Source organism: Tardiphaga sp. OK245, assembly GCF_900108575.1.
In the GTDB taxonomy this organism is placed as follows: domain Bacteria; phylum Pseudomonadota; class Alphaproteobacteria; order Rhizobiales; family Xanthobacteraceae; genus Tardiphaga; species Tardiphaga robiniae.
Map to the genome: position 1 here is coordinate 90,643 of NZ_FNWZ01000008.1, position 20,172 is coordinate 110,814.

Here is a 20,172-nt window from a genome sequence, read left to right on the forward strand (position 1 = left end):
GCGTCGATCCCCGTCCGGATCTTGTGGCATCAGGGATAAATCGGGGGCTGCTTCAGGCCGGTTAAAACACGTCAACCTGTGCGGGTATGTCGTTGAACGCGCTCAATCGCCTACCAACGCATTCGCTCGAATTTTAGCGAAGCCTGCGTTTTAAGAGTTCGTTGACTCTGATGGACCGGGAGCAAGGTAACATACGGAGCAGCGGAGATGCTCCGTAGCGCTATCAGCGTTCACGAAACGCCTCGTCACGCAGCATGCGCGCAGGCTTCACGAGATAATCCAGCACCGACTTCTTGCCGGTCAGGACTTCGACTGTCGCTACCATGCCGGGAATGATCGGCAGCGGCTGCTCGGCAGTGCCGAGGTGGTTCTTTTCGGTGCGCACCATGACGCGGTAGAACGTCTCGCCGCGCTCATTCTTGTCACCCTTCTCGTCGGTGATGGTATCGGCGCTGATACGTTCGACCCGGCCGTGAAGCGATCCATAGACCGAAGAGTCGTAGGCGCTGAGCTTCACCACCGCCTCATGGTCCGGACGGATGAAGGCGATGTCCTGCGGACGAATGCGCCCCTCGACCAGCAGCGTATCCTCAAGCGGCACGATCTCCATCACGCTGGCGCCTGGTGCAACGACCGCACCGATGGTGGTGACGTTGAGTCTGTTAACGATGCCGTAGACCGGCGACCGCAGTTCGGTGCGCCGAACGCGATCCTGCGCGGACTTGATGTTTTCGTCGAGCACCGCGAGATCGCCGCGCGATTTCGCGAGATCATCTTCCGCCGTGGAACGAAATGCCGCGGTGATATTGAGAAGTCGCGACTGCGCTTCCTTCACGGCGGCCTCGGTCTTGACCATGGTCGCCTGCACCACCGCGAGCTGGCCGCGCATGTCGGTGGCCTGGCGGTCGGACCGCAGCATCTCGATCTCGGGAACGACCTTCTGCTCATAAAGCCGGCGCGTCAGCAAGGTTTCGCGGGTCAACAGCGTCAGCGTCTCGGAGAAACGGGTTTCCGACGCACGGAGCTCGTCGATTTCCTTTTTCTTCTGCCATTCCTGCTGGGCAATCACGTCGATGTCCTGCGCAAGCTTGCGCATATGAGCGTCGAACACGCTCCGTTCGGTCTGAACCGCACGCGGTGCAAGCTTCGTGAGATCTTCCGGAAACTCGACGCTGGTCTTGCCGAAGGTCTCTGCCTCCAGTCGGATCACGCGGGCAGCCATGGCACCGCGCCGCTCGCGGATTTCGCCAAATTGCGCCGCGAAGTTGGTATCTTCGATGCGCGCCAGCGGCTGATCTTTCCTGACGATGGCGCCTTCCTGAATCAGTAATTCGCTGATGATACCGCCTTCAAGCGATTGCACCACCTGGGTCTGGCGCGACGGCACCACTTTGCCATTGCCGCGCTTCACTTCATCCAGCACGGCGAAGTGTGCCCACAGCAGGAACACGACGAGCAGACCGGTGACGGTCATCAACAACATCCGCGCCGTGCGCGGCGTGCGCATTTCCATGGCGGCACGAACGTCGTTCGAAAATGCGAAATCAGACTGCGACATTGACCGGCCTCCCCGCTGCTTGAGGAGCCTGCGGCTGCGGACGCAAGCGCGTCAGGATCTGATCGGCGGGACCGTCGGCGACGATCTTGCCGTTGTCGAACACCAGAATGCGATCGACCAGCGACAGGAGCGACGGGCGATGCGTCGAGACGATGATCGACATCTCGCCCTTGGCGAGCGTCTTGAGGCGATCGAGGAATTCACCCTCACTGCGCACATCGAAATGGGCCGTGGGTTCGTCGAGAAACAACACACGTGGCTTGCGGATCAGTACGCGCGCGAGGCCGATCGCCTGTTTCTGGCCGCCCGACAGGCTACGGCCGCCTTCGGCAACCATCATATCGTAGCCTTGCGGATGACCGGCGATGAAGGTCTCGACGCCGGACAGCCGTGCAGCCGCGAGCACTTCCTCATCGGTCGCATCGGGACGGCCCAGCGTGATGTTGTCGCGCAGCTTGCCATAGAACAGATCGGTGTCCTGCAGCACGAAACCGATGCCGGCGCGCAGGTCCGCCGGGTCGTATTGCCGGATATCGATGCCGTCGATCAGGATGCTGCCTTCGCTCGGCGGATAGAACGCCGTCGCCAGACGACCGACCGTGGTCTTGCCTGAGCCGACCCGGCCGATGATGCCGATCTTCTCGCCAGGCTTCACGTGGAAAGAGATGCCGTCGAGTGCTTTGGCCGGGCTGTTCGGATAGGAAAAGCTGACATTGCGGAATTCGATGCTGCCCTTGGTGATCTCGCGGGCCACGAAGATCTTTTCCGGCGGTCGCTCGCGCTCCGTCGCCATCAGGCGATCGATCGACCGCAGGGCCGACATGGTTTGTGTCGCGCGCGTCATCACGGCCGCGATGCCGGCGATGGGACCGAGAATGCGGCCCGACAACATATTGGCCGCAACCAGCGCACCGACCGACAGTTTGCCGTCGAGAATGAGGAACACGCCGACCACGACCAGCAACAGGCTGCACAACTGCGTCGCCACGCTCGCACTGGTCATCGCCAGCGACGACCAGAACTGCACGCCTTCGCTTGAACGCGCAGTCGCGGCGACGGAACGTTCCCACACTGTCTGCACCCGGCTCTCGCCAGCAACTGCGCGAACGGTCTCGATACCGTTCAGCGATTCGATGAGGATGCCGTGGCGTGCGGCCGATTCCGCCTGCAGGCGCTTCATCGCACGATCGAGCGGCCGCTGGATCAAGAGACCGACGAGGATCATCACAGGCAGCATCGCCAGCGGGATCCAGGCCAGCGGGCCGGCAATCACGAACAGCACTGCGATGAAGATGATCGCGAATATCATATCGGTCGCTGACACGACCGTGCCCGATGTGAAGAATTCGCGTACCGAGTCGAAGTCGCGCATCTGATTGGCGAGAATGCCGACCGAGGGCGGACGCTTGTCCATCTTCAGCGCCATCACATGTTCGAAGATGTTCGACGCCAGCACCACGTCGATCTTCTTGCCGGTCATGTCGATGATGCGGCTGCGGACCACCTTGAGCAGGAAGTCGAAAGCGATCGCCAGCGACAGGCCGATACCAAGTGCAACCAGCGACGGGATCGCGCCATTCGGAATGACGCGGTCATACACGCTCATGGTGAACAGCGGCGCGGCGAGCGCCAGCATGTTGACGATGAAAGCTGCAATGGCGACATGGCTGTAGTTGGAGCCGAACCGGCTGACGACGGACCAGAACCAGTGAGCCTTCGGCAGATCGCCGGCGGCGATCGCGCGCGGATCGCTGACGGACGCCGGACGGACGAAATAGACGAAGCCGGCATATTTCTCTTCGACGGCTTCGATCCGCTCCATGGCGATCGCACCGTCACCGACGGGGGTTGCCAGTGTCAGACGGCCACTCGCCAGATCGATGCCGCGCAGAATCCGCGTCGAACCATCGTGAAACAGAAGCACAGCAGGCAGGACCAGCGCAGGGATATCCTTGAGCGGTCGCTCGTTCAGTTCGGCCTCGAGGCCCGCCCGCTGCGCGGCACGCTCATACAGTGCCGTTGTCAGCACGCCGCGCTCAACAGGGAGACCGGCAAGGAGTGCACTGCGGCTGACAGCTCTGCCGTGGTGAGCGGCGAGATAAAGCAGGCTGTCCGTTAACGGATCGGCATGCTGATGCTCGACCTCCACTACGGGCGCAGCCGGCAGGTCCATTGCAATATCGAACTGGGGTGAGGGAATGTTCAATGCAGCCTCGGAAATTCCAGGCGCCTTGTATGACCCGTGTGCGGATCTACTGGCCTTACAAAATATGACGTGCCAGCTTTACAGGCGATCCTTGCGGAGCGCCTGTACTATTTCGCGGTTCAGACGAATTGCTGAACTTACGGTAAACCCGACCGCGGATTATAAATCCGCGTGCTTAATTGGTTAACGGCGCCCCGCAGAAGCATCGGCCGACACGCTGCCCTGCCCGACCTGGCCCGATGTCACGAACAATGCGTTGGCGTTCGACAGATCTTGCGAGGCCCAGCGATCACCGAACAGCACGGCTTTCGGTTCCAGCGCCGGCGCGAAAGGCGAATTCCAGGTCTGGAAGGGCAGAACCGTATTAAGCGGTTCGGATCCCGGCTCCGGCGCCGTCAGCAGGATCGGCGGCAGGCGATACGGGATAAGACCGGATGCACGGCTCTCGATCGGCTCAGACTCCGGCGGCTTGCCGGTCTTCAGATAGGACAGCAGCTGTCCCATGGCCGCCAGCAACTGATAGTCGGCGAACACGGTGACGCCGCGTGCAGACACCAGCGAGACGTTGGCGTTGAAGTACTGGTTCTGCGAGTTCAGCAGATCGATCAGCGTGCGCTGGCCGAGCTCGTATTCCTTGTTGTAGGCCACGAAAGTACGACGCGCGGCTTCAACTTCACGCACCAGCGCTGCAGCACGCTCCGTCGTGATCGTGCGCGCAGCCCATGCCTTGTCGAGCGACTCCAGCGCATCGCGCTGCAGGCGTGCATGGCGCTGCTGCTGCTCAATCATGCGTTCGCCAGCTTCGGCGCGCTTCCACGCATCCTGACCGCCGCGGAAGATATCCCAGCTCACAACAACCTTGCCGCTGACTTCGTCGCGGTTGCCCGGATAGGTGATCGAGTCCTTGCCGCGCAGCGCGCGGCCTTCCAGGGCGACGTTCGGAACGAATGCGCCGGCGGTCGAGTCGAAAGCACGCTTGGCCGCATCGACATCCGCACCAGCGGCGCGGATCGTCGGATTGTACTTGAAGGCGACGTCGAGCGACTCGTTCTTGGTTGCCGGCATATCGGGCAGGCGACCGGGGAAACGCACATTGAACGGCTCAAGACCAACGGTCTTGCGATACTTGGCGCGCGCGAAATCGAGGCTGAGGCGGAAATCCGACAGCACAGCTTCTGCTGCGGCTACACGCTCTTCCGCCTGTTGGGTATCGCCCTCACCGGCACGACCGCCAGCGAAACGTGCACGGACATTGGCACGCAGTTCGAGATGAACCTTGAGATTTTGTTCGGCAAGCGCGACCAGACGCAAATAGCGCGTCACATCGACATAGGCTTCGGCCGCATCGAGCGCGATCAGTTCGGTCCGTTCAAGCACCCGGAACGCCGCAGCATCGACGCGCGCAGCCTGACGCCAGATGTCGTTGATTGACGCAAAGCCGTCGAACACCAGCTGGCGCACCGTTACCGACGCCTCGCTGCCGTTGACATAGGAGCCATTGCCGGCCGGCGCAGGAACGATCGCCCGGTTCAACATCTCGGGGCCGGTATTCGCCTGCAGCCTGATCTGAGGCAGCAAAGTACCTTGGCTCTGGCGAAGTTCGGCTTCGGTGGCGCGGCGATTGGCAGACGCCTCGCCGACACCTGGGTTCGTCTTTACCGCCTGATTGATGGCGTCAAGAATGAAAAATGGTTCGGCTGCATGAGCGAACTTGCCGCTCGATCCCAGCAATACAACTACAAGGAAAATCTTTGCGATCTGCTTCATGGATTGAGCGCTAACAAGAAACGGAACTTGCCGCAATCCGAAAGCCACATTTTGGATCGAAAACTGACTCATTGTTGCAAGAATGCATTACCTCGTCCGGAGGCGACACGGTCCGTTTATCCGTCACGACGCTGTCATTTTCGTCCCTGATTTCAGGTATTTATCAATTCCTAACAACAGGTTAACACGATTTCGTGAGCGGCAGAGCCGCCCCCAGGACGATGAATGCGCGCTGGGCGGGCCAGAGCGCGCCCAATTGTGGCAATCATCGCTATTTCGTAAAATGGAAAAAGATACGACACAAATGAGCGCGCGGCATGCTATCGGCCAAGCAATCCACCAGAACACACCCTCTGGGTGCATTGATTCGAGTATGACGTGTAACGACGGCTAGTTCCGCTTGTAGTCATCCTCGATGCGAACGATGTCGTCCTCGCCAAGGTAGCTACCTGTCTGCACCTCGATCAGCTCGAGCGGAATCTTGCCGGGGTTTTCCAGACGATGCGTGGCACCGAGCGGGATGTAGATCGACTCGTTCTCGTGGACGGTCTTGATCAGATCGTTGATCGTCACCTTCGCGCTCCCACGCACAACGATCCAGTGCTCGGAGCGATGGTGGTGCATTTGGAGTGACAGCCGCTCGCCGGCTTTCACCACGAGACGTTTCACTTGATAGCGCTCGCCATCCTCGAGAGCCTGCACAGATCCCCATGGGCGATGCACCTTGAGATGATCCTCGGTGACCTGCGGCGCCGTGACCTTCAGCTTCGCCACAAGCCGTTTCAAGCCGTTGGCATCCTTCTGACGGGAGACCAGCACGGCGTCGTGCGTCGCCACCACCACGAGATCGTCGACGCCCTCCAACGCCACCACCGGACCATCGCTGGCCACGTTGCAGTTGCGCGAGTCCTCGAACACCGCCACCCCCTGCGCGGCATTGCCCTGCGCATCCTTGTCAGACAGCTCCCACACTGCGAGCCAAGAGCCGACATCCGACCAGCCGCAGGACACCGGCACCACGGCCGCCTTCCTCGTCTTCTCCATCACGGCATAGTCGACAGAGATCGATTTTGCCTTCCCGAAAGCGTCCGCATCGAGCGTAAAGAAGCCGAGATCGCGGCCGGCCTTCGCCACAGCGCTGGTGATGGTCTCGACACTATCGGCGTCGACACCACGATATTCATCGAGCAGCATCCCCGCCCGAAACATGAAGTTGCCGCTGTTCCAGAGATAGCCAGCCTCAATATAACCGGTTGCCGTCTTCAGGTCTGGCTTCTCGACGAATTTGGCGACGCTCTTCACCTCGCCGGAAAGCACCTGGCCTGGTGAAATATAGCCGTATTCGGTGGCCGGACGCTCCGGTTGCACGCCGAACGTTACGATGTGTCCGGCATCGGCAACCACCAGACCAGCCCGGCACGCCGCCACGAAAGCCGGGACATCGCGCACCACGTGATCAGCCGCAAGTGCAAGCACGACCGCGTCCTCATCGCGGGTTTGGGCGAACGCGGCACCGGCGGCAATGGCCGGACCTGAATCGCGCCGCGCCGGCTCGAGCAGAATGTCTGCATCGAGCCCGATCTCGGCAAGTTGTTCGCGCACCATGAACCGATAGGCGGCACTGGTGATGACAATGGGACGATCGAACAGGCCAGCATCGGACACGCGAATCACGGTGTCCTGAAAGGTCGAGCGCGGCCCGAATAATGGCAGAAATTGCTTCGGGCGCCCCTCACGCGACGACGGCCACAGGCGCGTACCGGCACCGCCACACATGATCAGGGGAATAATGCGCTTGCTCATCAGTCGCTCTCAACCCTTCGCGTTCAGATTACCGTAGTGGCTGCGATACCACGTCACGAATTGCCGAATCCCCTCCTCGATCGAGGTATCCGGCTTGAAGCCGACGTCACGCATCAGATCGTCCACATCGGCAAAAGTCTCAGGCACATCGCCCGGCTGCATCGGCAACATCGTCTTGATGGCTTCCAGCCCGAGTTCTTTCTCAAGAACCGAGACCACATGCAAAAGGTCCTCCGGCTTGTGGTTACCGACGTTGTAGATTCGCGCTGGCGCCTCGTCCTCACTACCCGTCGGCACATGATCAATCAGCCGCCCGATAGCACCGACAACGTCGTCGACATAGGTAAAGTCGCGGCGCATGTTGCCCTGATTGAAAAGCTTGATCGGCTGCTTGTCGAGAATCGCCTTGGTAAACAGGAAGATCGCCATATCCGGCCGACCCCAAGGACCATAGACGGTGAAGAAACGCAGCCCGGTGGTCGGCAGGCGATAGAGATGGCTGTAGGAATGCGCCATCAACTCGTTGGCCTTCTTCGTCGCAGCATAAAGGCTGATCGGATTGTCTACCCTGTCGCTGACGGAGAACGGTTTCTTCTTGTTGGCGCCATAGACCGAGGATGACGACGCATAGAGCAGATGCGCGCAGCCATTGTGCCGGCATCCTTCGAGGATATTGAGAAAGCCCTCGAGGTTGGCATCGGCATAGGCGTGCGGCTGATCGATCGAATAGCGAACGCCGGCTTGTGCTGCGAGATGAATGACGACCGGGAATTTGTATTCGCCAAACAACGCCGAGATCGCGGGACGATCTGCCAGATTCGCCCTCACAAAGGTAAAGCGAGGCTGGCCCTCCAGCAGCTTCAGCCGCGCCTCCTTCAGCGCCGGATCGTAATAGCTGTTGACGCTATCGAGACCAACGACCGTTCGGCCTTCGGCCAGCAGCTGCCGCGTCACGTGGAAACCGATGAAGCCGGCAGCACCGGTGACAAGGATGGGTTGTTCAGACATCGTGTCCCCAGACATTCGCCAGAAATCGCCATGTTGCATGACGATCCGTGTCGCATTCCATTAGCCATCCAGGCGATGATGTTGCAACACTTCGGCATCGCAGCATCCGATTGCGTCAGAAGCGCGGCCTTCGCCGCTAGCTATGCCGTGAAAACAGGATAAGAAGAGCCGCCGTGCATAACTCCGAACTATTTGTCTCATTGCGACCCAAATCTTCCCCGCAACGCATGTCTTTCCTGCGATCAATGTCATCCCGATGTCGTCATTCGAATTGATTACAACCTTCGTCGCTCTAGTTGTAGCCGCCGTTCTGTCCGCGGTTTGCATCAACGCTATTCATCCGCTGCTCATCCGCTATGCAATGGCGCGACCGAACGCCCGATCGTCCCACAAGGTGCCGACACCGCAAGGCGCCGGCATCGCGGTGATATCAGTCGCGCTGCTGGTTGCCGGGTGCTCGATTGCAAGTCTTTCCGTTTCAGCGACACCGGCGCTGTGGGTGCTGTTCGGTGCAACGATCCTGATCGCGACCATCGGCGCGATTGATGATCTGCGTCCGATTTCCGTGGCGCCGCGACTGCTGCTGCAAGCCGTCAGTATTGCCGCGATCCTGTTTGCTCTGCCCCCGACACTGCAGATTACACCGGACCTGCCTCTCTGGATCGAACGCGGCTTGCTGCTGCTGGCTGCACTCTGGTTCGTCAATCTCGTGAATTTCATGGATGGGCTCGACTGGATCACAGTGGCCGAAGTGATTCCGATCACCGCGGCGCTGGTGCTGATCGGCTTCTCCGGGCAACTGCCGTTATCAACGGCGCTCATTGCCGCTGCGCTCTGCGGCGCCACACTCGGCTTCGCGCCGTTCAATCGGCCCGTTGCGAAGATGTTTCTGGGCGACGTCGGCAGCCTCCCCATCGGGCTGTTGCTGGCTTGGTGCTTCCTGCAACTCGCCTATGCGCACCATCTGGCTGCCGCCATCCTGCTGCCGCTGTATTACCTTGCCGATGCGACCATCACCCTGCTGCGGCGGTTGGCAAAACGCGAACCGGTATGGCTGGCGCATCGTTCGCACTTCTATCAGCGCGCGACGGACAATGGCTTCACCGTGATCGAGGTGGTACGAACGGTGTTCGTACTCAATATCGGCCTGGCGGCCCTGGCCGGGCTGTCGATCTATTTCCGCTCAGGCGTCGCCGACACAGCTCTGCTTGTCCTTGGCAGCGTCGCCGTCGCCACGGCATTGCGGGCATTCTCGACGCCGCGCCGCTGACGCCGACTCACTGCGCCGCCGCCCGATATTCCGGCACCGCATCCTTCAGCGTCGCCACAGCGACCTCGTGCTGATCCGCCTCAATGGCTTTCTGCAAGATCGCAAGCCAGCTGTTCAACGTCTCCAACGGCAGTTCGTTCGGGCGGGCAGCGACGATGCCGGCAATACCGATCTCGCTGGTTGGCTCCTGCTCGGCGAACAATATCTCGTTGAGCCGCTCGCCCGGTCGGACACCGGTGAACACGATATCGATATCGTAGCCGGGCTGAAGACCGGACAGCCGGATCATGCGGTCGGCGAGATCGACGATCTTCACCGGTTGCCCCATGCTGAGCACATAGACCGATGCGTCGGCATGCTGCGCATTCATCGCATGGGTTGCAGCGGTGACGACTAGATCGCAGGCCTCGCGGATGGTCATGAAGTAGCGCACCATATCGGGATGCGTCACCGTCACCGGCCCACCGGCTTCGATCTGCGCCTTGAACTTCGGCACGACGGACCCATTCGACGCCAGAACATTACCGAACCGCACCGAGATTAGCCGCATGGGTGATTTGGCGTCACTGCCGCTGATGGCGTCGCCATCGAGCGCCTGGCAATACATCTCGGCAAAACGCTTGGTGAGGCCGAGCATCGACACCGGCTCGATTGCCTTGTCGGTCGAGATCATCACCATCGCATCAGCGCCCGATGCGAGCGCCGCATCGGCGACATTCACAGAACCGAAGATGTTGGTCTTGACACCCTCGCCCCAGTCACGCTCCAGGATCGGCACATGTTTCAGCGCGGCTGCGTGAAACACCGCATCCGGCCTGAAGGCGATCATCAGTTGATGAATGCGCTCGCGGTCCCTGACATCGGCGATGCGGCCCTCGATCGCTGCGCTGGTGACTTTGGCCGCCAGCTTTTCCATAGCCGCATGAAGCGCCGGTTCTGAATTCTCGATAATGAGCAGCCGTGCCGCGCCGAACGTGATGACGCGGTCGCAGATCTCGTAGCCGATCGAGCCGCCACCACCGGTCACGACGATCGCCTTGCCGCGCACGAAATTCTCCAGTCGGGCATAGTCGATCTTGACGCTCGGCCGCAGCAACAGATCCTCGACTGCCACCGGCGCCAATTGCGGCGTATCGCGGCTTTCCTCGAGCGACGGAATCCGGCTAACCGTCAGCCCGAGCTTGCGCGCACGCATCAATACCGACTCAGGTAACGCCTCTGCTTCAAACGCCGACGGCGTCATCACGATCCGTTCGATCGGGCGTTGCCGCGTGCTGAAGTCATCAACGACATTACCGAGATCGTCGATGCCGCCTAGGACCGGCACACCTCGGATCGCCTGTCCACGATCGGACATCGCCGGCGACAAGATACCAACCGGCCACATGCGCTTGACGGCACCACTCTCAATGCCGCGCAAGAACACCTCGGCATCGGCCGCACGACCGATCAGCAGTGCCGGTGACGCATCCATCGCGCGCGCCTGATTGCGCGTACGCGTATAACGAAAATAGCGATAGGCCAGTCGCGATCCGCTCAGAAAGAATATCTGGATGAACCAGTAGATGATGATCGTTGTCTTGCCGAGGAAGAACGTGCCGTACACGTTCGGCGCCAGGAAGATATAGTCGAGCACCAGAAGCGCGCCCGTCAGCACCGTGGATGCCTTGATGATGTTCAGCAAATCGGGCAGCGAAATGAAGCGCCACTTCGTCGTCGTCAGATTGAACAGGTAACAGACGAAAAAGCTGAAGACGACGAAGTACGGCAGGATCTTCAGGAGCAGCGGCAGCCGATCCCACAGATTTTCACCATCGAAACGCAGCACGAAGCTGAGAACGACCGCGGCCGCCGTGACGATGGCGTCATGCGTCGCAATCAGCCAGTTGCGGGCAGAAAACTGTGTGATGCGTGTCATGACTGTCCGCTGCGCGCGCGCTCGACCAGCGACGTCGTGCTGTGGCCTTGCAGGATATCGATCAGGATCACCTCTCCGCCGTTGGCGGCGACAACCTCATGGCCGACCACCTGCTCTCGCGTGTAATCGCCGCCTTTGACCAGCGTCGCCGGCGCGATCTGCGTAATCAGGTTCAGTGGGGTATCCTCTTCGAAAATCACAACCAGATCGACCGCTTCCAGCGCCGCAAGCACTTCTGCGCGGGCGCGTTCGTCCTGCACCGGGCGCCCCTCGCCCTTCAGACGCTTCACCGACGCGTCGCTGTTGAGGCCGACGATCAGGCGATCGCAAGTCGCGCGCGCAGCCGTCAGAACCTTTACATGACCGGGATGCAGGATATCGAAACAGCCATTGGTGAAACCGATCCGCAACTGCTGTTTGCGCCAGTCGGCCAGTTGCGCATTGAGCTCAGTCGATGCCACGATTTTCTCTTCAGCGGCCAGAAATGCATGCGGCAAAATCCGGCGACGCAGTTCGGACGGTGTGACCACCGCCGTCCCCTTCTTGCTGACAGCGACCGCTGCTGCGGCAGTTGCCGCGCGCAATGCCGCTTCCCAGTCAGCTCCGGCCGCGAGCGCTACAGCCAGCATCGCCGCCACCGTGTCGCCGGCACCCGAGACGTCGCGCACCTTGACCGGCAGCGCTGGCACATGGATGGGCTCGCCATCGCGCGGCACCAGCGTCATGCCATGCTCGCTCTGGGTCACCAGCATCGCGGCGCAGTCCGCCAGAATCATCGCTTCCTGCGCGGCGGTCGCGATGTTGATGTCGCTGTCTGCACGGCTACGCGTTGCCTCGGCGAATTCCTTGCGGTTCGGCGTCAGCAAGGTCGCGCCGCGATAAATCGCAAAATTTGCACTCTTGGGATCGACGATGACGCGCTTGCCGAGCTTCTTCGCCGCGTCGATGACGTTGCGGATCACCCGCGCGGTCAGCACGCCCTTGGCGTAGTCGGACAGCAGTACGATGTCGACACGCGCGAGCTGCGGCAGAATCGTATCGATCAATTGCTTCTCGATGACCGCAGACGCCGGTGTAGCCAGTTCCCAGTCGGCGCGCAGCATATGTGTCGAGAAATGCTCGGACACGAAGCGCACCTTGCGTGTCGTCGGGCGCGATGAATCCGCGACCAGCAATGTTTCGATCAGAGACTCCTGCGCGAGCGCATTCTTGAGCGTTACGCCGGCATCGTCCTCACCGACCAGGCCAACAAAGATGCATTTCGCGCCGAGGGCTGCAATATTGCGCGCGACATTGCCGGCGCCGCCGATATTGATCTCGCTGCGCCGAACCGCGATGACCGGCGCAGGCGCTTCCGGCGAAATCCGCGACACCTCGCCATAGACGAATTCGTCGAGCATCAGATCGCCGACGCAGAGCACTGTCTGGTCGGCAATCGCGTGCGACAGGGCGTCGAAATCAAACATCACACCGGTACCTGTTGTGCCGTCAACGGAAGCGATCGGGCTGGTCGAGGAAGCCCTTCACATAATGCGAGACCGCATCTTCCAATGTTGTAAAACCGCCGTTGTAGCCGGCGCCGCGCAACCGATCGACTTCACTCTGCGTGAAATACTGATAGCTGCCGCGAATCTGCTCGGGCATATCGATATAGTCGATGTTCGGCCTGGTGCCGAGTGCAGCATAGGCAGCCAGCACCAGATCCTTGAAGCTGCGTGCGGTTCCGGTGCCGACGTTGAAGATGCCGCTGACATTGGGTGACGCCAGCAGCCACATCATTACGCGGACGACGTCCTCGACATAGATGAAGTCGCGGCGCTGATCGCCATCGGCAATACCTTCGCGATGTGACTTGAACAGCTGGATGCCGCGGCCGGCCTTGATGTCGTCGAAGCGCCGCGCCAGCACGCTCATCATCGAGCCCTTGTGGTACTCGTTCGGCCCGAACACGTTGAAGAACTTCAGGCCGGCCCATTGCGGCGGCATCTTTTCGCCCTTGGCGACGCGCTCGGCCACTGCGAGGTCGAACAGGTGCTTGCTCCAGCCGTAGAGGTTCATCGGCCGCAGTTTCTTGAGTTCGGGAACGGTCTGCTCGTCGCGAAAGCCCTGCGCACCATCGCCATAGGTCGAAGCGGACGATGCATAAATCAGCGGCGTCGCATTGGCCGTGCACCAGTCCAGCAGGCGTATCGAGAGGCGGAAATTCGTCTCGATCACAAGATCACCGTCGGTCGCGGTGGTTTCCGAAATCGCGCCGAGATGAATGACCGCATCGAGCTTGCGGCCCTTCAGCCAGTCCATCAGCTCGGCTGGCGGCACCACATCCGCAAGTTGCCGCTTAGCAAGATTACGCCATTTTCCATCATGACCGAGCACATCGCAGACGGCCACGTCCGCGCGGCCGGCGTCATTCAACGCGGCCACGACATTCGATCCGATAAAACCGGCTCCCCCGGTCACAAGCAGCATGAAGTCCCCGATCTCATGATTGACCCACCTTTGCCTCAACCCTGCCCCACAGGCAACTTGGGCAACGGGATGTTCGTCGCCGCCATGGGGACATGGTTGGAAACATCCCAAATGGCTTTACCTGTCCGAATGGAGCGGGTACCGACGTGAGCCGGATATAGCCCGCGGCAGAACAGCGAAGTCCTTGAAAGAATGAACGTAAATTCCCCATACCAGGGCGTGATGGTCGATCCGGACGATACCCGGCCGATCCTGATCGTGCCCTATATGTGGATCGGTGATTTCGTTCGGGGTCATACGGTCGTCCGGGTCCTGAAAGAGCGCTGGCCGAACCGGCCGGTCGATTTGCTGGTGACCAGACTGGTCGCCCCGCTGGTCGACTACATGCCGGGCGTGCGCGCAGGCATCGTCTGGGACCTGCCGCGCAGCCAGCTCGCGCTCGCCAAGCAATGGGAACTGGCGGCCACCCTGCGCGCTCGGAACTATGGCACCGCGCTGGTGATGCCGCGGACCTGGAAATCGGCTCTGGCACCCGCTCTGGCGGGCATCCCGGAGCGCATCGGCTTCGTCGGCGAGGCGCGCTTCGGCCTGATCAACCAGTGGCGCTGGGGCGAAAAGAAACTGCCGCGCATGATCGACAAGAAATGCGCGCTGGCGCTGCCGGACGGCACGCCACTGCCGCCGGAATGGCCGGTACCCCAGTTCCGCGTGCCCGCCGACGAGATCGCGCGCTGGCGGCAGACCAATGGGCTGGGAACCGGTCCGGCGGTCGCGCTCGGTCCCGGCTCAGTGGGCTCGTCCAAGCGCTGGACCTATTATGCCGAGGCCGCAAAACTGCTGGTCGAGCGCGGGCTGGACGTCTGGATCATCGGCGGCCCGGGCGAGAAGGACCTCGCCAACGAAATCATTGCCGCCGCCGGTCCCCGCGCTCGCGATCTTACGACCAACGACCTGCGCAATGGCGTGATCGGCATGGCCGCCGCCAATGTCGCCGTGGCCAATGATTCCGGCCTGATGCATATTGCGGCCGCCGTTGGCACGCCGACCGTCGGCATTTTCGGACCGACCAGCCCACAGCTTTGGGGACCGCTCAATCCGCTGGCGGCCACCGTGCAGACCAAGACCATCGTTCCCTGCCAGCCGTGTCACAGACCGGTCTGCACCATGAACAACCATGCCTGCATGCGGGACATTCCGGCCGACGATGTCGCCGAGATTATCCAGAGCGTGATGGCCGAGGCGTCCAACAGAAGCGCGCAGATATGACGACCACGCAAGCAAAGCCCGCAGCGTTTCTCGATCGCGACGGCGTCATCAATTACGACGACGGCTATATGGGCACATCCGATCGCATCCGCTGGATGCCGAACGCGGCCAAGGCTATTCGCCGGCTCAACGATGCCGGCTATTTCGTCTTCCTGTTTTCCAACCAGTCCGGCGTAGCACGCGGTTATTTCACCGAAGACGAACTCAATACGCTGTTTAAGTGGATGCGCTCCGAACTCGCGGCACAAGGCGCCCGCATCGATGACGTCCGCTATTGCCCGCATCATCCGGCTGGATCAGTTGCTGGCTATCTGGAAGATCATCACTGGCGCAAGCCGAGCCCGGGCATGATCCTCGACCTGATGCAGCACTGGCCTGTGCAACGCAAAGGTAGTTTTGCCATCGGCGACCGCGATTCGGATATCGAAGCGGCCAAGGCTGCGCACCTGCCCGGCTTCCTGTTTGCAGGCGGCGACTTGGACGCGTTCGTTGCGGATATCCTGCAGGGTCAGAGCAGCCTGCGATAAACCTCAGCGATTCCGCGCGCTTCCGCATCGAGGCTGAATTTGTCGAGCACGCGCTGGCGTGCACGTTCACCCATGGCTGCAGCGGCATCGGGATCGCGCATCAGCGGCTCCAATGCCAGCGTGAGTGCCACTGCATCGCCGGTTGGCACGAGCTTGCCGGTCACGCCCTCCTCGACCACGATCTCCGCGGCGCCCGCACGCGTTGCGACCAACGCAGCTCCCGCCGACATAGCCTCGATCAACGTCAGACCGAAGCCTTCATTACGCGAAGTGAAAGCGTAGATCGTCAGGCGTTGATACCATCGCTCGACCTCTTCGATCGGCAACTCGCCGGTGACGACGATGCGCGACTGCAGACCGGCATCGGCGATCTTCTTCTTGAGCTCATTGGCAAAGCCGATCTGATCCGGCGTGATCGCGCCGACGATGACGGCGATGAAATCGGGATAGCGCGGCAACAACTCGCACATCGCCTCGACAAACAGATCGGTGCCCTTCTGCGCGCGCACGCGGCCGAAGCAGCCGATTGCATAGCGCCCCGGTAGCTTCACCTCGGCAAACGCCGCTCGGCGATCGATGGGCGGCGCGTAGCGGTCGGTATCCACACCATGCGTCACCACCGTCGCAGACCGTTTCAGATATGACGCGGAAATGTCGCTGGTCGCGATGATGGCATCCATCCGGCTGATCAGCCAGCGTGTGATCCAGGTATGATGGCGCTGCGCTGCCGAGGTGAAGAGCAGTTTCATCGGCCACCCGAGCGCCTTGAGCAGAACGCCGGCAATCATCTCGTTGTTGCGCCGCGCGTGCCAAATCACAGGCTTGCGGCGCAGCCACAATTTCACGAGATCGCCGATATCCATGCGCGCAATGCCGGCGGGCGCGTCGGATCCAAGCCAAGCCGCGTCGAACATGTCTGCGAGTTTCGGCGCCACCATACGATTGGTCGCCGTCACACCGGAGTAGCGCCAGTGCAGATTCGTGACGATCAGCTGCAGTTTATCGGCCGTTTTGCCCGCAATCGGCACAGGTGACTCCATTTCGCCCGATTTCCTATACGCAACATTAAGCATAGTGGCCAGTTGCCGGCCGTCGAAACCCACTCTTCATCCCGGGCGCGATAGCGTTCCCAAAACGGGAGAGTGAGTAAATCCAATGACCGTCCTTGTCACCGGCGGCGCCGGTTATATCGGAAGTCACATGGTCCATGCGCTGGTGGAAGCCGGCGAGAGCGTGGTCGTGATCGACAATTTGTCGACGGGCTTCTCAACATATCTCCCCGAGGGCGTTCCGCTGTTTATCGGCGATGTCGCTGATGAGAACCTTGTCGAGGGCGTCATTGCTGCCCATGGCATCGACGCCATCATCCATTTTGCGGGCTCTGTCGTCGTGCCGGAATCGATGCGCGACCCGCTTGCCTACTATCGCAACAACACGATGACGACACGCAACCTGCTCAGCGCGGCAGTGAAGTGCGGCGTCAAAAAATTTATCTTCTCATCGACCGCTGCCGTCTACGGCAATCCCGATTTCACGCCGGTGGCAGAAGATGCCCCAACGCGTCCGCTGTCGCCTTACGGATCGTCGAAGCTGATGACCGAGATCATGCTGCACGACATCGCACCGGCCTATGGCATGGAGTTTGTCGCGCTGCGTTACTTCAACGTCGCCGGCGCCGATCCGCAGGGCCGCACAGGCCTCGCCACCATGGGCGCAACGCATCTGCTCAAGATCGCCGTCGAGGCCGCCACCGGCCAGCGCAGCAAGATCGACGTGTTCGGAACCGATTACCCGACGCCCGACGGAAGCTGCATCCGCGACTTCATCCATGTGAGCGACCTCGTTCAGGCCCACCGCGCCGCATTGAGCTACCTGCGCGAAGGCGGCGCATCCACGACCCTGAATTGCGGCTATGGCCGCGGCTATTCGGTGCTGGAAACCATCGAAGCCGTGCGCCGTGCATCGGGCCGAAATTTCGCGGTTCAATACGCGCCGCGCCGCGACGGCGACATCATGACCATGATTGCCGATACGTCCCGAATCCGCGCGACGCTCGACTGGACGCCCCAATACGACGATCTCGAAACCATCGCCCGCCACGCGCTGGCCTGGGAAGAGAAGCTCGCCCGCGAGCGCTATGGGATCGAATTGATAGCGAAGTCGGCCTGAGTAGTTAGATCAGCGCCGGCACTGCGTCGGCGTCTCGCCGAAACGCCGCCGAAATCGCTGATTGAAGTATGAGATCTCGTTGAAGCCACTGGCTAGCGCGATTTCACTGATCTTCAGCCGATCACCCTGCTCGCTCGTCAGCAAACGCATTGCATGCTGCAGACGGCGCTCCAGAAGGCGTTCGGTGAAACTCGATCCGGTATCTTGCAGAAGGTCCTGGAGATAGCGCGGCGACACATCCAGCCGGCGCGCGACCTGCCCCACCGAGAAATCCGGCTCCGCGAAATGGCGATCGATCTCTGCGATGATTTCCTGCGTTCGCGACGCGCGCAGACCGCGCATCGACGCAAGTTGTGCAGCGTCGCCGCGGGCACCTAGCGCGAGCGCCGTCAGATCCAGCAATGTTGTGCTGATATGGCTGTCGAGCTCCGCATCATGCGGATCGCGCAGCAGATCGACCGAGATGTCGATGTAGCGCCGTAAATGAGCAACGGCTGCGCGCCGTTCGTCGAGCGGCTGGATCAGGAGATCGTCGACATTGCCAATGAGGGGCAACAGGCGCTCCCTGCTGACGGTCAGCGTCGTCGACGAGAAATCCGCATCCGATCGCAAATCGGCCGGACGTCCGTTTGTGCCAAGAAATGCGCGATCTGACGACAAGGCCGTCTCGCGCCCGACCTGATCGACAACCAGCATCCCCTCGCCTCGATGAAACATCAAACAGAAATCATCGTCGGGTCCGCGCGAGATTGCCGTTCTGGATCGCCGGATTCGACTGAACGTGCCGCCGAACCGCGTGACCCGCACCTTCGAATAATCTGCCCAGTGCACGAAGGCCGAGAATGGCCGATCTTCAGCACGTGTGATGTCCACGCAGCAGGTGAGCGCTTCCATGTTTTCGCACCACAGTGCGAATTTCTGATGATCCAGCAATTCCGGATCAAATCCATCTGAGACAAAACTGGCCTGATGCATACGTCCAACTCATTTCCGACGAATAGTGTAGCAACACAGAACAAACTCATCACGAAAAATCTCGGCAGAGCGATGTTCTGCGACCATTTTTGTATAGTGCGCATATGTGCTGTTGCGACAGCGCCACATCGACGCGAAGTTTAGTGGCAGTGCGCGAGAACTAAAATCTGCTACGCGCGTGAACAAGACCTCTCCGCCAGCCCTGTCATTGTGCAAGTGGAAGCCGCGAGTCCCGACATCATTCGCAGATGTCTTCGCTCGACGACACTTCACATGCGATCGCTGATGACGGCGATGCATCGGAAATCACTTGCCGCGCGCAAGAAACTGAGGGGCCTGATCATGAAGAGAGTATTCGCTGGCGCAGCACTGCTTATCGGTGCAGCCGTTCCTGCCATTGCGGCCGACATGCCCTATCCGGTGAAGGCGCCAGTCGCGCCCGTCCAGGTGTTCTCCTGGACCGGCTTCTATGTCGGCGCCAATGTCGGTTTCGGCGGCGACAAGTTCGACTATCCGTTCCAGGCTACACAGCGGCAGTTGCAGGCAGAGGCAGCCGCGCTCGTTGCCAGCACCAACGGCAATTTCAGCCTGACCTCGAGCGGTTTCTTCGGCGGTGGACAGGCTGGCTACAACTATCAATACAACGGCGGCTTCGTCGTCGGCATCGAGACTGACTTCCAGTGGTCCGGCATCAAGGGCCGCTTCGAGGGCAATCAGACGCTGAACAATAACGGCGTGACCACGTCCGCAGCATTCGGCACCGGCTCCGAAGTCGAATGGTTCGGCACGATTCGCGGCCGGCTCGGCTATGCATGGGACCGCGTGTTCCTGTACGGCACCGGCGGCGGCGCCTATGGCCGGGTCAACACCAACGGGAACTTTACTCTGACCGGCCCGAATGGTGTGCTCGGCCAGGTTGCGGCGGTGTCGGCCGGCCAGACACAGTGGGGCTGGACCGCCGGTGCGGGCCTCGAATACGCATTCACCCCGCAGTGGTCGTTCAAGACCGAATATCTCTATGTGGATCTTGGCCGGAGCACGCTGTTCTCCACTGCCGTCAACGACATCGCCAATGGCTTCTCCTCCAACTCCAGCATCGCGGTCGATACCAGGTTCCACACCATGAAAGCAGGGGTGAATTACCGGTTCTGATCGGGCTACATCCTGCCGACCGGAAGCATGGCGCGTACCTGTCGCGTGCCGTGCTTCCGAGAGATTCTAGGGCAAAATCGGCCC

15 protein-coding genes are annotated in these 20,172 nt (G+C 60.8%); 5 read left to right on the forward strand and 10 right to left on the reverse strand.

Annotation, left to right across the window (positions count from 1 at the left end):
• Window positions 1-223 precede the first annotated feature (223 nt).
• The 5 genes from BLW80_RS28830 to BLW80_RS28850 all read right to left on the reverse strand — a co-directional run bounded on the left by BLW80_RS28830 (window position 224) and on the right by BLW80_RS28850 (window position 8,342).
• Window positions 224-1,558 (reverse strand): HlyD family type I secretion periplasmic adaptor subunit, encoded by a 1,335-nt coding sequence (locus tag BLW80_RS28830; protein ID WP_093761948.1) that lies wholly within the window; start codon window positions 1,556-1,558, stop codon window positions 224-226.
• Entirely contained in the window at window positions 1,545-3,731 is a 2,187-nt protein-coding gene (locus BLW80_RS28835) for a type I secretion system permease/ATPase (RefSeq protein WP_093761950.1), read from the reverse strand. The genes BLW80_RS28830 and BLW80_RS28835 overlap by 14 nt, the downstream gene beginning before the upstream one ends.
• A 216-nt stretch (window positions 3,732-3,947) precedes the next feature.
• Entirely contained in the window at window positions 3,948-5,531 is a 1,584-nt protein-coding gene (locus BLW80_RS28840; RefSeq protein WP_093761952.1) for a TolC family outer membrane protein, read from the reverse strand.
• Between the two features lie 390 nt (window positions 5,532-5,921).
• Complete coding sequence (locus tag BLW80_RS28845; RefSeq protein ID WP_093761954.1) at window positions 5,922-7,334, reverse strand: mannose-1-phosphate guanylyltransferase/mannose-6-phosphate isomerase; 1,413 nt, start codon at window positions 7,332-7,334, stop codon at window positions 5,922-5,924.
• 9 nt (window positions 7,335-7,343) lie between these two features.
• Window positions 7,344-8,342 (reverse strand): NAD-dependent epimerase, encoded by a 999-nt coding sequence (locus BLW80_RS28850; RefSeq protein ID WP_093761956.1) that lies wholly within the window; start codon window positions 8,340-8,342, stop codon window positions 7,344-7,346.
• Between the two features lie 256 nt (window positions 8,343-8,598).
• Here BLW80_RS28850 and BLW80_RS28855 point away from each other — a divergent pair, with 256 nt between their 5' ends.
• Window positions 8,599-9,612: an MraY family glycosyltransferase gene (locus BLW80_RS28855; RefSeq protein WP_093761958.1), complete on the forward strand. Its 1,014-nt coding sequence runs from the start codon at window positions 8,599-8,601 to the stop codon at window positions 9,610-9,612.
• A gap of 7 nt (window positions 9,613-9,619) precedes the next feature.
• Here the strand turns inward: BLW80_RS28855 and BLW80_RS28860 are convergent, their stop codons facing one another.
• Genes BLW80_RS28860 through rfaD form a run of 3 tightly spaced genes read right to left on the reverse strand, consistent with a single transcriptional unit; the run spans window position 9,620 to window position 13,999 of the window.
• Complete coding sequence (locus BLW80_RS28860) at window positions 9,620-11,530, reverse strand: nucleoside-diphosphate sugar epimerase/dehydratase (protein WP_093761960.1); 1,911 nt, start codon at window positions 11,528-11,530, stop codon at window positions 9,620-9,622.
• A complete protein-coding gene (gene rfaE1, locus BLW80_RS28865; protein ID WP_093761962.1) occupies window positions 11,527-12,996 on the reverse strand; it encodes a D-glycero-beta-D-manno-heptose-7-phosphate kinase in 1,470 nt (489 codons plus the stop codon). Before rfaE1 ends, BLW80_RS28860 begins: the two co-directional genes overlap by 4 nt.
• 22 nt (window positions 12,997-13,018) lie before the next feature.
• Entirely contained in the window at window positions 13,019-13,999 is a 981-nt protein-coding gene (rfaD, locus tag BLW80_RS28870) for an ADP-glyceromanno-heptose 6-epimerase (RefSeq protein WP_093761964.1), read from the reverse strand.
• A 192-nt stretch (window positions 14,000-14,191) separates the two neighbouring features.
• On the opposite strand from rfaD, the gene waaF reads away from it, so the two are divergent.
• Both waaF and BLW80_RS28880 read left to right on the forward strand, forming a co-directional pair.
• On the forward strand, window positions 14,192-15,265 hold the full coding sequence (gene waaF / locus BLW80_RS28875) for a lipopolysaccharide heptosyltransferase II (RefSeq protein ID WP_093761966.1): 1,074 nt from the start codon (window positions 14,192-14,194) through the stop codon (window positions 15,263-15,265).
• Window positions 15,262-15,792 carry an HAD family hydrolase gene (locus BLW80_RS28880; protein ID WP_093761968.1) on the forward strand — a complete coding sequence of 177 codons (531 nt, stop codon included), beginning with the start codon at window positions 15,262-15,264 and terminating at the stop codon, window positions 15,790-15,792. The genes waaF and BLW80_RS28880 overlap by 4 nt, the downstream gene beginning before the upstream one ends.
• Here BLW80_RS28880 and BLW80_RS28885 read toward each other — a convergent pair.
• Entirely contained in the window at window positions 15,774-16,832 is a 1,059-nt protein-coding gene (locus BLW80_RS28885; RefSeq protein WP_244528489.1) for a glycosyltransferase family 4 protein, read from the reverse strand. The two genes, BLW80_RS28880 and BLW80_RS28885, sit on opposite strands and share 19 nt — an antisense overlap.
• A gap of 115 nt (window positions 16,833-16,947) precedes the next feature.
• On the opposite strand from BLW80_RS28885, the gene galE reads away from it, so the two are divergent.
• Window positions 16,948-17,961 (forward strand): UDP-glucose 4-epimerase GalE, encoded by a 1,014-nt coding sequence (gene galE, locus BLW80_RS28890; RefSeq protein ID WP_093761972.1) that lies wholly within the window; start codon window positions 16,948-16,950, stop codon window positions 17,959-17,961.
• A gap of 9 nt (window positions 17,962-17,970) precedes the next feature.
• Here the strand turns inward: galE and BLW80_RS28895 are convergent, their stop codons facing one another.
• Window positions 17,971-18,936, reverse strand: a complete 966-nt coding sequence (locus BLW80_RS28895) for an AraC family transcriptional regulator (protein ID WP_093761974.1) — start codon at window positions 18,934-18,936, stop codon at window positions 17,971-17,973.
• Between the two features lie 342 nt (window positions 18,937-19,278).
• On the opposite strand from BLW80_RS28895, the gene BLW80_RS28900 reads away from it, so the two are divergent.
• Window positions 19,279-20,088, forward strand: coding sequence for an outer membrane protein (locus BLW80_RS28900; protein ID WP_093762010.1), 810 nt, complete (start codon window positions 19,279-19,281; stop codon window positions 20,086-20,088).
• The last annotated feature ends 84 nt before the right edge of the window (window positions 20,089-20,172 follow it).